This is a genomic window from Exiguobacterium sp. 9-2, assembly GCF_036287235.1.
In the GTDB taxonomy this organism is placed as follows: Bacteria; Bacillota; Bacilli; order Exiguobacteriales; family Exiguobacteriaceae; genus Exiguobacterium_A.
Genome location: NZ_CP142850.1, coordinates 2,334,488 through 2,349,081, shown reverse-complemented (window position 1 = coordinate 2,349,081; position 14,594 = coordinate 2,334,488). Strand labels below are relative to the sequence as shown.

Here is a 14,594-nt window from a genome sequence, read left to right as displayed (position 1 = left end):
GACGATATCATGAAGGCAGCAATCGTATATGCGTCATTGAGTGGAAACACGGAGGAGGTGGCAGAACTCGTCGCGAAGACGTGTTCTGAGATGGGAATCGAGCCGACGATGTTGTTTGCGGACGAAGTGACGACGTATCAGTTAATGCCTTATGATATCGTCTATTTTGGTTCGTATACGTGGGGAGATGGGCAATTACCCGACGATATGCGCGACTGTCTTAGAACGGTTTTGAAGGAGAGCACGCATGCGATTCCGCAGGCAGCTGTTTTTGGAACAGGGGATAAGATGTTCGTCAAATATTGTCGCGCCGTCGATGAGATGGCGTATCACCTCTCGAAATTCGGGGTCCCGCTTGCCGGAGAACTGTTGAAAATCGAACAGTCACCACGCAATCGCCCGCATCTCGTCAAGGAATGGACAAGACGGACCATTCTTCAATTACAGCAAGAAGGAGTCGAAGCACATGGAACAGCTACAAAAAATCAAACTGCTTGATGCACGTCATCCAAATCGCGCGACAGCGATCATCGGTGGCGAAACAAGTGCCATCGTCAACTGGAACGACATTGCGTATCCACAGTTTTATTCGATTTACAAACAACTGTTATCGAACTTTTGGATTCCAGATGAGATTTCAATGTCAAAAGACATGCAACAATGGAATCAACTGAGCGAACGGGAACAAGATGCATTCAAACGAATCATTGGGCTACTCTCGATCCTTGACTCGGTTCAGACACGCTACATCTTGGAATCAGCGATGTTTACATCGGATTCATCCGTTCATGCGATTCTCGCCATCATCGCACAACAGGAAGTAGTTCATAATCAATCGTATAGCTACGTCTTATCCAGCTTAGTTCCATTGGCTGAACAAAACCGGATTTTCGATATCGCGAAAGACGATGACATGGTCATGAAGCGTAATGCATTCATTCTTGATTTATACGAAGATTTCCAAAATGACCGGACGCCAGAGAACTTCGCGAAATCACTCGTTGCTTCAATCGTTCTTGAAGGGATCAACTTCTATTCTGGCTTTGCTTTCTTCTATAACCTAGCGCGCCATCAGAAGATGGTCGGAACATCGACGATGATCAGCTATATTCAACGTGATGAATTGCAACACTCGTACTTCATCAGCCAGTTATTACGTGCTGTCTTGTCGGAGCATCCAGAAATCGATGCAGATGGCTCATTCACACAATTCGTCTACGACACGTTCAAGCGTGCCGTGGATCTTGAAATCGAGTGGAGCGAATATGTCTTGCGTGATCTAGATGGTCTTGATGTTAGTGAAATGCGTGACTACGTCAAATATCTCGCGAATAAACGTCTTCGCGTTATCGGTTTGTCGGATCTTTACGAAGGACACGACGAAGACGTCATGCCATGGATTCGGGCGTATTCAGATGATTCGATGAACGCGACGAAATCAGACTTCTTCGAACAAAAATCACGTTCATATGCGAAAGTAACGGATGCGAATGGATTCGATGACCTGTAAGGATTAATTAGATCAATTGATGATTGCTTCTACTCTATATTTCCTTTACGCTAGGACAGGTGAGGTTCTGCTCGACTCCTGCGGAAAAACAAGTCGTCATGACCCTGGAAGATGCGACGCATCTGAAGCGGCATGAGGGCTTGTCCGCGGAAAGCGAGCAGACCGAGACTGTCTGTTTTTATTAGAGCGTTTTGAAAGTCGCTCACATCACTTTTCGGTATCTGTTTTTTAGGTCAATTGAGTAAAAGAACAAAAAAAGGGCCGAACTCGGAAAGTTCGGCAGAATCAGGGGGAATACTTGAAGTCTTGCTACTAAAATGTTCCCTTGTGAAATAAAAAATAAACAAATTCCAAAAATATTTTTTACGATACAAGAAAAGTGTGTTATTATAAGTTGATGAATTTAGTTAGGGAGTGTATACATTATGGCAAACTTTGAAAAAGACCAAGTCGTTACTGGTAAAGTAACTGGTATTCAAAACTTCGGTGCTTTCGTAGCACTTGACGAGCAAACACAAGGTCTCGTCCACATTTCAGAAATCTCACACGATTACGTAAAAGACATCAACGATTACGTAAAAGTTGGCGATGAAGTAACTGTTAAAGTTCTCGACATCGACGAAGCTAACAAAAAAATGAAGCTTTCGATCAAAGCAACTCAGGAAGCTCCAAAACGTGAAGCACGCGCGAAAGGTCCACGCAAAAACGCTGGACGTCGCGATGCAGGTCCTGCTTTCAAACAAGAAGAAGCACCTGGATTCAACGTTCTTAAAGGTAAATTGGAAGAATGGATTGAAAAATCAAACTTCCAAAAATAAGCCACATGAGAGAATCGACATCGGTCGGTTCTCTTTTTTTTTGCGATTGTTACATACAATAAGCATTAAATTAGATGCGAAAGGGGAATGTGTGGATAATGTAAGGTGTTCATTACTTATTGAGGAGGCAACACAGATGGAAAACTTTGAATATCGCAATCCAACAAGACTTATTTTTGGTGACGGTCAAGTCAGCCAACTGAAACCACAACTCGAAGCACTCGGTGCGAAGAAAGTCATGCTCGTCTTTGGCGGTGGAAGTATTAAACGTAACGGCGTCTACGATGATGTCACACGTGAACTCAATGCGGCAGGAATCGAGTACGTCGAATGCGACGGTGTCGAACCGAACCCGCGCATCGAAACTGCAGAACGCGGAATAAAAATTGCACGTGAAGCAGGCGTTGACGCATTACTTGCACTTGGTGGCGGTTCTGTCATCGACTGCACGAAATTGATCGCAGCAGGTATCCCGTATGAAGGCGAAGCATGGGATCTCGTCATCGGTAAAGCGACACCCAAAACAGTCATCCCATTCGGAACAGTCTTGACGCTTGCAGCAACAGGTTCTGAGATGAACTCAGGATCGGTCATCACGAACTGGAAAACACAAGAGAAATATGGTTGGGGTAGTCCGCTTACGTACCCAACATTCTCAATTCTTGATCCAAAATACACAGTCAGCGTACCGAAAGATCAAACGATCTACGGTATCGTCGATATGATGAGTCACTGTCTCGAACAATACTTCCATCCTGCACATGCACCGGTTCAAGAACGCATGACAGAAGGTGTCATGAAAGCAGTCGTCGAAGCAGCACCAAAACTCGTTAACGATCTCGAAAACGTGGAACTTCGTGGAACAATTCTCTTCGCTGGTACGATGGCGCTCAACGGTGTTCTTCAAATGGGAGCACGCGGCGACTGGGCATCACACAACATCGAACATGCTGTCTCGGCTGTTCATGACATCCCACATGCAGGTGGACTCGCCATTCTCTTCCCGAACTGGATGCGCCACGTACTCGACGAATCAAACGCACATCGTTTCGTCACACTCGGTGAGAACGTCTTTAACGTCGACACGGAAGGTAAATCAGAGATGGAAGCAGCACATGCGACAATCGACGCGATTAGTGCTTTCTGGACATCACTCGGCGCACCAAACCGTCTTGCGGATTACGACATCAAAGAAGATACAGTCGATTCAATCGTCAAGTCAGCAATGACTCGCGGCGACTTCGGAAACTTCAAATCACTCGGAAACGAGGATGTTCGTCAAATCGTGACAGCTGCCCTATAACAACTCGTAACATTTGCTAATCTTTTCACAAAAGACTTGAACGACCTTCCTTCTTGCGTTTTAATGAAAAGGAAGGTCGCATTTCGTTGCGAATGAATAAGGAGGACGATGGCATGTCAACAGTACGTTTTGATTATTCGAAAGCCCTACAATTCGTAGGTCAACATGAAGTAGAACACATGACGGAGACCGTAAAGACGCTCCACCATGCGATTCATGCAGGAACAGGTGCAGGAAGTGATTTCTTAGGATGGGTAGATCTTCCGACGAACTACGATCAAGCGGAGTTTGCACGTATCCAAGCGTCTGCAGAAAAAATCAAGTCGGATTCTGATGTGTTGCTAGTCGTCGGAATCGGCGGTTCGTATCTCGGTGCACGTGCGGCAATCGAGATGCTCGGACACTCATTCCATAACTTGTTATCAAAAGACGAGCGTAAAGCACCACAAATCATCTATGCAGGGCATAATATCTCATCAACGTATCTGCATGATTTATTTGAAGTACTTGAAGGAAAAGATGTATCGGTCAACATTATCTCGAAATCAGGTACGACGACAGAACCAGCAATCTCGTTCCGTCTCTTGAAAGCATTCATGGAAGAAAAGTACGGTAAAGCAGAAGCGAAACACCGGATTTACGCAACAACGGACAAAGCCCGCGGTGCATTAAAAACACTCGCAGATTCTGAAGGATACGAAACATTCGTTATTCCAGATGATGTCGGCGGACGTTTCTCTGTGTTAACGCCAGTTGGTCTATTACCGATCGCAGCAGCAGGAATTTCGATCGAAGAGTTAATGCAAGGGGCACGTGACGCACAAGAGCGCTACGCGAGCGAAAACTTAGCTGACAACGAAGCGTACCAATACGCAGTCGTCCGAAATGCATTGTATGCGAAAGGGAAAACGATCGAGCTACTCGTCAACTACGAACCAGCACTTCATTACGTATCAGAGTGGTGGAAGCAATTGTACGGCGAATCTGAAGGAAAAGACTTCAAAGGGATTTTCCCAGCAGCAGTTGATTTCTCGACCGATCTTCATTCAATGGGACAATATGTCCAAGAAGGTCGTCGTGATCTGTTTGAGACAGTCATTAAAGTCGGACAAGCGCGTCACGCGTTGACGATTGAAGAAGACGCTCAGGACCTTGATGGATTGAACTTCCTCGCAGGACAGTCGATTCAGTTCGTCAACGATAAGGCAGCAGAAGGCACATTGCTTGCGCACACGGACGGACAAGTTCCGAACCTGACAGTCGAACTTCCAGAGATGACACCGTATCACCTCGGATTCCTGTTCTACTTCTTCGAAAAAGCATGTGCGATGAGTGGTTACCTCCTTGGAGTAAATCCATTCGATCAGCCAGGCGTCGAAGCGTACAAGAAAAATATGTTCGCTCTTCTTGGAAAACCAGGATTCGAAGCAGAAAAAGCAGAACTCGAAGCACGTTTGAAGTAATACAAAACGACAGTCGATTGTTCCTTAGTGGAACATCGGCTGTTTTTTTTACGTTCACGAGATGAGGACGAGTAATCATTTTCCAGATTTATAGGCAATCCTAGCGTTTTCACTTTTAGAATACCCGTGAAACAGGTAAAGTGAAGTTAGAAGAAGAAATGAGGTGCACGTACGTGATTACATTCTTGGATTATTATCAAAATCAAGTGGAGTTAAGTTTTGAGGACCATCCGTTCTCGGATCGCCCTCTACATGTGTGGGTCATTGCCGTGTACGAAGGGAAATGGTTGCTGACCCATCATAAGCAACGCGGATATGAATTTCCGGGTGGGAAGGTTGAACCGGGTGAAACGGCAGAAGAAGCCGCACGTCGTGAAGTGATGGAAGAGACAGGCGGAAAAATCGATTCCTTGAAGTACATCGGGCAATATCGTGTTGCCGGAAAAGGGGATACGATCATTAAAAATATCTACTTCGCGCAAATCGAATCGCTGTCATCCCATTTGGCTGTAGATGAAACAGATGGTGCTTTTCTGTTCGAGGAACTCCCTGATCGTCTCGATACGAACCGACAATACAGTTTCATGATGAAGGACCGCGTCCTTCCAGAGACACTCCGTGTACTTAGCGAACGCCGATTGGTTTGAACTTCCGCGGCAAGGTCCGTTTCGGACGTTTCGGATGTTCTATACGACGACAGACGGGGAGCGCGTCGGTGCCTATATCGTACTTCCGCAAGTCGCGAACGGACAGGGGATTCTCTACTTGCGAGGTGGCACACGATCTATCGGAATGGTTCGACCGACACGGCTGCTCGCGTTCGCGCAGGCTGGTTTTTTCGTCATGGCACCTTTCTATCGGGGAAACTTAGGCGGAACAGGAAAAGAAGATTTCGGACATCGGGATGTCGAAGACGCATGCAGTGCTTTCGATTGGTTGCAACAACGTGTCTCGCATGTTCATGCATTCGGATTTTCTCGTGGGGGGCAAATGGCATTACTCCTGGCTCATCATCGTCCAGTTTCGCGGACGGTGTCGTGGGCAGGCGTGACCGAGTTGACATGGACCTACGAGGAGCAGAAGACGATGCAAAAAATGTTGCGTCGCTATACGGGGGGGACACCAGACACCGTACCTGAGGCGTATAAGGTGCGCTCGCCGCTTCATGTCGCTCCTCAAGGTGAAGTATTATTGATTCACGGTGCGTATGATGAGAACGTTCGTTTACGACATGCGACGGCTTATGCTGCACGTCATCCCGACCAAACCCTGCTTCAGACTTATGCGTATGCACATCAGTTCCCGATCCATGAAAAATTACGTGTGACGCGTGATATTTTGACTTGGTTCGAGACAGGCATTTGGAACCGATATGATACATGATTCAAGCAATACGACGTTTGTCGTATTGCTTTTTGTATTTTGGAAGATGAAGCATAGAGATTGAAAAAACAGACCATTGATACATTGTAAAAAACAATAATCTCCTAAAAAGTAAACTTTGATATAATAGAAACCATCTGAGGACAATGGAGGGGGCAGGAGAACGATGGATATCCTATTAGCACGTCAACCCATCGTTAATCGAGTTGGATCAATTGATGCATTTGAATTATTGTATCGTTCGATTGAACAAATGACTATTTTTGATGGGGATTTAGCGACGATGGATGTATTGACGAATACACTCGTCCATATGGGGGTGGAACATGTCGCGGAAGGAAAAAAACTTTTCGTCAACTTTACGTCAGATTTGTTGAAAAGTGATCTGATTCATTATTTAGATCCTAACCGATTCGTCATTGAAATTTTAGAGACAGTTGATATTGATACTGAAATGTTGTCGGTTCTGCATAGTTGGAAAGAAGCAGGCTTCACATTAGCACTAGATGATTTTGTGACAGATTTACTTCGACAGCACGGAGCGGAATTGTTTGCGTTGATCGATTTAATTAAAATCGACATCGAGGCAATTTCCCCTCGCGAGCAAAGTGCCATTTTGCATATCGTTCGACGTAATTATCCTCATATTAAGATGCTTGCTGAACGTGTCGAGACGCACGAGGATCATACACGTTGTCTTGATATGGGGTATGACTGGTTCCAAGGCTATTTTTATGCTAAACCGATGCTGATGAAAGGGAAAGCTGTTCCACCACAATTGCCGGTGTTGTTAAAGATGCTGAAGTGGCTTGATACGGATGAGAAGTACGATGAAGTCATTGATGAAATCGAAGCCAATCCGTATATCAGCATCCAGGTATTACAACTAATCAATTCTCCGGGAGTGGGATTACGCAATACAGTTAGTTCCGTTCGTCAAGCGATCTCACTACTTGGCTTCGCTCAACTTAAAAGCTGGATTTCGTTGATTGTCTTACGTGAAATGAAGCTCGCAAGTCCTTATGAATGGTCGAATGAGTTGCTGCGTTCTTCCTTACATTGCGCAAAGCTCTGTGAGTTGTTTGCAACAGAAACAAGGACGCTGCAACAAGAGAGTGCCTATATGATCGGCTTGTTATCGCATATCGATGCGTTATTGTCCGTTGATATTGACGACATCATCGATCAATTGCCAATCGAGGATTCCTTGAAGATTGTCCTCCAAGGAAAAGACCATCCGTTCCGGGATTGTCTAGTGCTTGCGATCAGCGCAGATCGCGGTGATTTCGAACAGTTCGAATTGCTCAGTCAACGGTTAGGTGTATCACTTCCGCGAGCATATGCGTTACTGACGGAAAGTCAGGAGTGGCTTATGCAAAAAGAGGTGCATCTTCAAGAAGAGACAGATGCCATTCTATAAAAAAAAGAGCCCTGAGGCTCTTTTTTTTATAGACATGGACCTGCTGACTTGATCGCATCCGTCGCACTTTCGAAACGAAGGAAATTATGTTGGAATTTCTCAGCAAGCGAACGCGCTTGTGTGTTGTATTCGTCAGGATTTGACCAGACGCGTACCGGATTGAGTAATTCACTTGGAACACCAGGAACTTCAAGTGGCATATGAAGTCCGAAGATTGGGTGCTCTTCTGTTGGAATCGCTGCAAGTGTTCCGTTGACGGCAGCGTTGACCATCGTCCGTGTATACGATAGCTTCATTCGACTACCTGTCCCGTAAGCACCGCCTGTCCAGCCTGTGTTGACGAGATAAACGGTCACACCGTGACGATCAATCAGTTCTCCGAGCATCGTCGCATACTTTTCAGGTATCAGTGGAAGAAATGGTGAACCGAAGCATGTCGAGAACGTTGCTTCCGGTTCCGTGATACCACGCTCTGTTCCAGCAAGTTTTGATGTATAACCTGATAGGAAATGATACATCGCTTGTTCTTTCGTCAATTTACTGATCGGAGGCAAGACGCCATACGCATCAGCCGTCAAGAAGACAATCGTCTTCGGATGACCAGCCCGTGATGGAACAGCGATGTTATCGATCGCTGTGATCGGATAAGCAGCACGTGTATTTTCTGTCAACGATGTGTCATCGTAATCAGGATGACGAGATTCATCGAGCACGACGTTTTCAAGGACAGTTCCGAAACGGATCGCATCAAAAATTTGCGGTTCTTTTTCGCGTGACAGATTGACCGTCTTCGCATAACATCCACCTTCAATGTTGAAGACGCCGTCATGCGACCAACCATGCTCATCGTCACCGATCAATTGACGGCTATCGTCTGCTGACAGGGTGGTCTTACCAGTACCGGATAGACCGAAGAACAAGGCGACGTCGCCTTCGTGTCCGACGTTTGCTGAACAGTGCATCGAAAGGACATTTTCTTGTGGTAAGAGGTAGTTCATGACGGAAAAAATCGATTTTTTGATTTCGCCCGCATATTCGGTTCCGCCGATCAAGACGATCCGGTGTTCAAACGACATGGCGATGAATGTCTCGGAATTCGTTCCGTCAACGGTAGGATCTGCTTTGAAATGTGGCGCGTAGACGACCGTGAACGGTTCGAAGGCAGCCACTTCAGGATACTCGCGTAAAAAGAGTTGTTTGGCAAACAGGTTATGCCAAGCGTATTGTGTGAGCACACGAACCGGAAGGGTGAAGTGCGTATCTGCCCCAGCAGCAGCTTCTGTGTAGTAGAGCTGATCGGCTTCGTTCATGTAACGAAGAACCTTTTGTAACAATTGTTCAAATTTGTCTCCATCCATCGGTTGGTTAACATGACCCCAATCAATGTGAGACTCGCAGGAAGAATCACGGACGATGAACTTATCTTTTGGTGAACGACCTGTAAATTTCCCCGTTTCTACAGATAGTGCGCCGTTCTCAGCAAGGACACCTTCTTCGTTTCGAATCGCATGTTCGACAAGTTCAGCAACAGATAGTTGTTTGAACACATGCTCTTTCTTGAGTAGTTCTTCGATATTCAGGACCGTCATCGGCATCCTGACCCCACCTTTCCCCTACGTTGGTTTTGGCTCACTGCATTTAGTATGACACATTCATTATATATGACATACTAAAGGGAGCGCAATCATTTTCTAGTGCTGATTTCTATTTATCTGGAAACGCTTTCAGCATTAATAGTTTAACATCTCTTTTAAAAAGTTTCGACTAGAATTTGAAACCTTGCTTGACAGAGTAGGTACAACTTTATATCATGTAATTCGTAACGGATACTCTTATTCTGAGCAGGTGGAGGGAACAAGGCCCGAAGAAACCCGGCAACCGTCCTACATTAATTCATATATTAATGAGGGAAAAGGTGCTCTCCTGAAGCGAAGTAAACACTTCGAACGATAAGAGGGTAAAGGAAGAACGCACAACCTTTCCCTGACCATTTTTTGGACTTGGAAAGGTTTTTTTCATTTTACCGTCCCACTCAACTAGGGGAAATGAGTACACCGTCAAATTCTTTTTTGGGAGGGTCATACATGACAAACCTTAATCGCCGACTATTCACGTCGGAGTCAGTCACTGAAGGTCATCCAGATAAAATCTGTGACCAAATTTCGGATTCAATCCTCGATGCGATTCTTGCAGCGGATCCAAACGCACGTGTTGCGGCAGAAACTTCTGTTACAACAGGTCTCGTTCTCGTTGCAGGTGAGATCACGACATCCACTTACGTCGACATTCCAAAAGTCGTTCGTGAAACGATTCGTGAAATCGGCTACACACGCGCGAAATACGGTTTCGATGCGGATACATGTGCTGTATTGACATCGATCGATGAGCAATCAGCAGATATCGCTCTTGGTGTCGACCAAGCGCTTGAAGCACGTGAAGGTAGCATGTCTGATGCAGAAATCGATGCAATCGGTGCAGGAGACCAAGGTCTTATGTTCGGTTACGCAACGAAAGAAACACCAGAACTCATGCCACTTCCAATTTCGCTTTCGCACCGTCTCGCACGCCGTTTGGCAGAAGTGCGTAAAAACGGTCAACTCGACTACCTTCGTCCGGACGGAAAAACACAAGTCACGGTCGAATACAACGAGAACAACGAGCCGGTTCGTGTCGATACGATCGTCATCTCGACACAACATGCGGAAGAAGTTACGCTTGAGCAAATCCAAGCTGATTTGAAAGAACACGTCATCACACCGGTCATCCCGGCTGAATACATCGACGCAGCAACGAAATTCTTCATCAACCCAACTGGTCGTTTCGTCATTGGCGGACCACAAGGAGATGCTGGATTGACTGGTCGTAAGATCATCGTTGATACGTATGGTGGATACGCACGCCACGGCGGTGGAGCATTCTCAGGTAAAGATCCAACAAAAGTCGACCGTTCAGCTGCATACGCAGCACGTTACGTCGCGAAGAACCTCGTTGCTGCAGGTCTTGCAGACAAAGCAGAAGTTCAACTTGCGTACGCAATCGGTGTCGCGCACCCTGTATCAATCGCAGTTGATACATTCGGCACAGGAAAACTTCCTGAAGCACAACTCGTCGAATTGGTTGCTGAAAACTTCGATCTTCGTCCGGCTGGAATCATCAACATGCTTGATCTCCGTCGTCCGATCTATCGTCAAACAGCTGCATACGGTCACTTCGGTCGTACAGATGTTGAGCTTCCATGGGAGCAAACAGATAAAGCAGCAGTTCTTGAAGAACAAGCAAAACGTTTCGCATAATCAAAAAGTCCGGAAATCCTACGTGGGTTTTCGGGCTTTTTTGTTTCCGCGGAACTTTGCAGGAAACGAATGTTTTTTCTAGAAAAGGGTAAAAGTACATGAGTCGATTTGTATGAGTATAAAGGGGGGTTCCGATTATGGAAATACGCGAAGCTATTCCAGCTGATGCAGGACGTATTCATGACATTGCTATCACATCTTGGTTGGATACGTATGAAGAAATCTATTCCGAACGTTCGAAAGCGCATTTCGTGCAGGAGGCGTATCCGCAAGAAGAAGTCGTTCGTGCGATCCGGACGGCGGAAGAAGCACGGGGAGAGTATTTTTATGTCGGAATCATCGACGAGGAAATCGTCGGTTTCATTCATGCTGTTGATGTCGAAGGAACATGGGAAATCATTCGGCTTTACGTCTTGCCGGAATATCAGCAAAACGGAATCGGAAGACGTCTGATTCGTGAACTCGAACGACAAGGAGCCGTCCCACTCGAAGTCTACGTGGAAGCACGTAACTATAAAGCGCGTCAATTCCTGACCTCATTTGGTTTTGAAGAACTTAGTGAGATGACGGAAGAAGTGTTTGGGCAAGCGGAATCAGTCGTTCGTCTTCGCCATGTTGCCTCGTGAAATCCGTCTCGGGACGGTTTCGTTTGCGTTTGAAATAAGGTATCGTGAAAAGGAAGTATGAAGTGAAGAGGTGAGTTTGTGGTTGAACAACCAACAGGAATCATCGTATTAGTCTATCCGTTACAACTGCGTGCCCGTCCGAGTGAAGCTTTGATTCGAGTACTCGAAAGAGAGTATGAAGTGCTACTCGTCGACGCACCACGTCGCATTTCGTTTGAAGAGCACGGTCAACTGTTAAAAGAAGCATTACGCGAAGCAGGAAAACGAAAGCTACCGATTCATATCATCGCCTGTAGCATGGGGGCACTCGTCGTCAATCGTCTGTTGCAAGAATATGAACTACCAGTCGCAAGTCTTGCGTTCGTTTCACCATTGTTTGATTGGCATCCGTCGAAACAACTCGGAGGTGTCAAACAAGTCTTCGCGAGTGCGTTTGATCGTTTCCGTCCCGATGCGCCACTCGGTACGTTGCCGTTTGGTCAAAGTACGGAAGATACCGTTCGCATCGGTGAACTGACGTATGCGCAGTACCGGGAAATCGAAGAAGAGATCGTCGTACATGACGAGGAACGAAAAAAACTGCCTCGTGTAAACTTGGCTTGTTTTTATGCACCAGACGATCAGTTCGCAGACGTCAAACTGACACTCGAAGTATGTCGGAAAATGGGTGGCGATCAGATTTACTTACAACGTCTACACGGTTTCCCGCATTTCAGCTTTGAACGGTTGAATACACGGTTTGCGGAAAAATTATTGTTGTTTTTTAAATTAGTCGAAGAATGAAAAAAGTGATGGTTTCCATAGCGGAAGCCATCACTTCTTTATTTCTACTGTCAGCGCACTTTTTTCTCGATCGCGATGATGAACGGTGGATGATTCTGTTGATTCAAGAAGCGGTACTGAAGAACGGCATAACCTTGCTGATCAAGGGCTGTGACGTAATCTAGGACAGCATCGCGTTCCCGTTTTCCTTCAAGATGACCGTGATAGACGACAAGGACGACAAGACCACCAGGTGCAAGTACCGGGAGGAGAGCGTCGAGTGCTTCAAGCGTCTCTTCACCTGTCGTCGTGATCGATTTATCACTTCCAGGCAAGTATCCGAGATTGAAGACGCCGGCACGAACAGGCCGTCGTTCGTCCGAAAGACGCGCACCAACATGGATGTGACTTTCGTGATAAAGATCGACACGTTCTAACATTCCGGCTTCGTCGAGACGTCGTGTCGATTCCTCGATGGCTTGAGCTTGGACGTCGAACGCAAGGACTCTACCTTCTGGACCGACGCATTCTGCTAAGAACTGCGTATCATGTCCATTTCCGGCAGTCATATCGACGACGCAGTCACCAGGTTCGATGACGGACTCCAGTAATTGTTTCGTATAAGGTAGTACACGGGCAAGTGACATGGCATAGACTCCTGTTCCTATGGGCTGTTTTTCTCTTTATACATGATCATCGTATGTATGATTCCTCCTGCATTATACCATCTTTTGAGTCATTGACGAAAAGTGAAGTGGCTTGACAGGCGGGGGAGGGATTGCGTAAAGTGGCAAGGTTGAGAATGAAATAGGAGGACCAAAGGTATGCCAAAATTACCAAAAGCGGTCTGGATCCTCGTCCTTGCGATGGCCATCAATACGACGGGATCCTCTTTTTTATGGCCGTTCAATACATTATATATTCATGAATATTTAGGGGAGTCGATGACAAAAGCCGGAATGGCGTTATTCGTCAACTCAGCCTTAGCAATCGTTGGGAACTACTTAGGCGGAAAAGCGTTTGACCGACTCGGCGGAAAGAAGACGCTTGTCATCAGTGTCATCGGACTTGTCCTGTCTTCCGTCGGCTTGTTGCTATTTCATCAGACGTATATTGGATACGTCGCGATGCTTGGATTGATTGGATTCGTCGGTGGGATGGTTTTCCCAACGATCTACGCAATGACGGGCGTCATCTGGCCGGAAGGCGGACGCCGCGCCTTTAATGCGATCTATGTCGCGCAAAACGTCGGTGTAGCCCTCGGGACAGCTGTTAGTGGTCAAATTGCTGCTTTTTCGATTCAGTACATCTTCATCGCCAATCTCGTTCTCTATATCGTCTTTGCCATCATTTTGTTTGTCGGTTTGTCCTGGATTCAGGCGCCAGCGCGGATGCATGCGGCACATGACGAGATCGAAACGACACGCACACCACTTTCGCGCGGATCCGCACGGACGATGTTGCTCGTTTCGATCGGTTATGCCTTACTTTGGTTCGTTTATGTGCAATGGCAAGGGACCTTTGCTGTCCATACGAAATCGCTCGGTGTCACGATTTCCGAGTACTCGATTCTTTGGACAATCAATGGAGCGCTTATCGTGTTCGCACAACCTTTATTAACACCAATTCTTCGTTGGTTTGGAGATGATTTGAAACGCCAACTGATGACCGGGACAGGCATCTTCCTTCTCTCTTATCTGATTGTTCCGTTTGCAGGCGGCTTCAAGATGTTCCTCGTGGCGATGATCATTCTGACAATCGGTGAGATGTTCATCTGGCCAGCGGTTCCTGCAATGGCGGCGCGACTTGCGCCAATCGGAAAAGAAGGAGAATTCCAAGGATACGTTAATATCGCTGCTTCAGCAGGGCGGATGATCAGTCCGACAGTTGGAGGTTTGATCTACGATTTATCAGGTATGTCAGCAGTTTTCTTGACCTTAATTGGATTGATCCTGTTAGCAGGAGTTGTTTTCCTTCGTGCTATTCCTAAAACCACATCATGAGCTTTATCTTGTG

At 46.3% G+C, this 14,594-nt stretch carries 14 protein-coding genes and 1 riboswitch; of the genes, 12 read left to right on the top strand and 2 right to left on the bottom strand.

Going from position 1 to position 14,594, the window contains the following annotated elements; translation table 11 throughout:
* Positions 1–9 precede the first annotated feature (9 nt).
* The 8 genes from VJ374_RS12330 to VJ374_RS12295 all read left to right on the top strand — a co-directional run bounded on the left by VJ374_RS12330 (position 10) and on the right by VJ374_RS12295 (position 7,897).
* Entirely contained in the window at positions 10–498 is a 489-nt protein-coding gene (locus VJ374_RS12330; RefSeq protein WP_056062771.1) for a flavodoxin domain-containing protein, read from the top strand.
* Complete coding sequence (locus tag VJ374_RS12325) at positions 467–1,510, top strand: ribonucleotide-diphosphate reductase subunit beta (protein WP_035406099.1); 1,044 nt, start codon at positions 467–469, stop codon at positions 1,508–1,510. Before VJ374_RS12330 ends, VJ374_RS12325 begins: the two co-directional genes overlap by 32 nt.
* A 425-nt stretch (positions 1,511–1,935) precedes the next feature.
* Positions 1,936–2,328, top strand: a complete 393-nt coding sequence (yugI, locus tag VJ374_RS12320; RefSeq protein ID WP_012371159.1) for a S1 domain-containing post-transcriptional regulator GSP13 — start codon at positions 1,936–1,938, stop codon at positions 2,326–2,328.
* A gap of 136 nt (positions 2,329–2,464) precedes the next feature.
* Entirely contained in the window at positions 2,465–3,631 is a 1,167-nt protein-coding gene (locus VJ374_RS12315; RefSeq protein ID WP_056062767.1) for an iron-containing alcohol dehydrogenase, read from the top strand.
* 113 nt (positions 3,632–3,744) lie between these two features.
* Positions 3,745–5,094: a glucose-6-phosphate isomerase gene (locus tag VJ374_RS12310; RefSeq protein WP_035406105.1), complete on the top strand. Its 1,350-nt coding sequence runs from the start codon at positions 3,745–3,747 to the stop codon at positions 5,092–5,094.
* A 173-nt stretch (positions 5,095–5,267) separates the two neighbouring features.
* Entirely contained in the window at positions 5,268–5,741 is a 474-nt protein-coding gene (ytkD, locus tag VJ374_RS12305; protein WP_035406108.1) for an RNA deprotection pyrophosphohydrolase, read from the top strand.
* Complete coding sequence (locus VJ374_RS12300; protein WP_052018981.1) at positions 5,713–6,477, top strand: alpha/beta hydrolase family protein; 765 nt, start codon at positions 5,713–5,715, stop codon at positions 6,475–6,477. Before ytkD ends, VJ374_RS12300 begins: the two co-directional genes overlap by 29 nt.
* Positions 6,478–6,643: 166 nt before the next feature.
* Positions 6,644–7,897, top strand: coding sequence for an EAL and HDOD domain-containing protein (locus VJ374_RS12295; RefSeq protein ID WP_308101859.1), 1,254 nt, complete (start codon positions 6,644–6,646; stop codon positions 7,895–7,897).
* Between the two features lie 26 nt (positions 7,898–7,923).
* On the opposite strand, the gene pckA is transcribed toward VJ374_RS12295, so the two are convergent.
* On the bottom strand, positions 7,924–9,492 hold the full coding sequence (gene pckA / locus VJ374_RS12290; protein WP_197026209.1) for a phosphoenolpyruvate carboxykinase (ATP): 1,569 nt from the start codon (positions 9,490–9,492) through the stop codon (positions 7,924–7,926).
* A gap of 234 nt (positions 9,493–9,726) precedes the next feature.
* Positions 9,727–9,853, top strand: a riboswitch (SAM riboswitch).
* 128 nt (positions 9,854–9,981) lie between these two features.
* On the opposite strand from pckA, the gene metK reads away from it, so the two are divergent.
* The 3 genes from metK to VJ374_RS12275 all read left to right on the top strand — a co-directional run bounded on the left by metK (position 9,982) and on the right by VJ374_RS12275 (position 12,599).
* Positions 9,982–11,190: a methionine adenosyltransferase gene (gene metK, locus VJ374_RS12285; RefSeq protein ID WP_023469108.1), complete on the top strand. Its 1,209-nt coding sequence runs from the start codon at positions 9,982–9,984 to the stop codon at positions 11,188–11,190.
* A gap of 137 nt (positions 11,191–11,327) precedes the next feature.
* Entirely contained in the window at positions 11,328–11,816 is a 489-nt protein-coding gene (locus VJ374_RS12280; protein WP_035406114.1) for a GNAT family N-acetyltransferase, read from the top strand.
* A 78-nt stretch (positions 11,817–11,894) separates the two neighbouring features.
* Positions 11,895–12,599 carry a serine aminopeptidase domain-containing protein gene (locus tag VJ374_RS12275; protein ID WP_035406117.1) on the top strand — a complete coding sequence of 235 codons (705 nt, stop codon included), beginning with the start codon at positions 11,895–11,897 and terminating at the stop codon, positions 12,597–12,599.
* 50 nt (positions 12,600–12,649) lie between these two features.
* Here VJ374_RS12275 and VJ374_RS12270 read toward each other — a convergent pair whose 3' ends face one another.
* A complete protein-coding gene (locus VJ374_RS12270; protein ID WP_255344364.1) occupies positions 12,650–13,246 on the bottom strand; it encodes a tRNA 5-(aminomethyl)-2-thiouridylate-methyltransferase MnmM in 597 nt (198 codons plus the stop codon).
* Positions 13,247–13,402: 156 nt separating this feature from the next.
* On the opposite strand from VJ374_RS12270, the gene VJ374_RS12265 reads away from it, so the two are divergent.
* A complete protein-coding gene (locus VJ374_RS12265; RefSeq protein ID WP_056062761.1) occupies positions 13,403–14,581 on the top strand; it encodes an MDR family MFS transporter in 1,179 nt (392 codons plus the stop codon).
* Positions 14,582–14,594 lie beyond the last annotated feature (13 nt).

Excerpts from the sequence above, each read along its gene's own strand:
- VJ374_RS12280 (WP_035406114.1), top strand. The coding sequence starts at position 11,328 with ATGGAAATACGCGAAGCTATTCCAGCTGATGCAGGACGTATTCATGAC.
- VJ374_RS12325 (WP_035406099.1), top strand. The coding sequence starts at position 467 with ATGGAACAGCTACAAAAAATCAAACTGCTTGATGCACGTCATCCAAAT.
- VJ374_RS12315 (WP_056062767.1), top strand. The coding sequence starts at position 2,465 with ATGGAAAACTTTGAATATCGCAATCCAACAAGACTTATTTTTGGTGAC.
- metK (WP_023469108.1), top strand. The coding sequence starts at position 9,982 with ATGACAAACCTTAATCGCCGACTATTCACGTCGGAGTCAGTCACTGAA.
- VJ374_RS12295 (WP_308101859.1), top strand. The coding sequence starts at position 6,644 with ATGGATATCCTATTAGCACGTCAACCCATCGTTAATCGAGTTGGATCA.
- pckA (WP_197026209.1), bottom strand. The coding sequence starts at position 9,492 with ATGCCGATGACGGTCCTGAATATCGAAGAACTACTCAAGAAAGAGCAT.
- VJ374_RS12265 (WP_056062761.1), top strand. The coding sequence starts at position 13,403 with ATGCCAAAATTACCAAAAGCGGTCTGGATCCTCGTCCTTGCGATGGCC.
- VJ374_RS12310 (WP_035406105.1), top strand. The coding sequence starts at position 3,745 with ATGTCAACAGTACGTTTTGATTATTCGAAAGCCCTACAATTCGTAGGT.
- yugI (WP_012371159.1), top strand. The coding sequence starts at position 1,936 with ATGGCAAACTTTGAAAAAGACCAAGTCGTTACTGGTAAAGTAACTGGT.
- VJ374_RS12330 (WP_056062771.1), top strand. The coding sequence starts at position 10 with ATGAAGGCAGCAATCGTATATGCGTCATTGAGTGGAAACACGGAGGAG.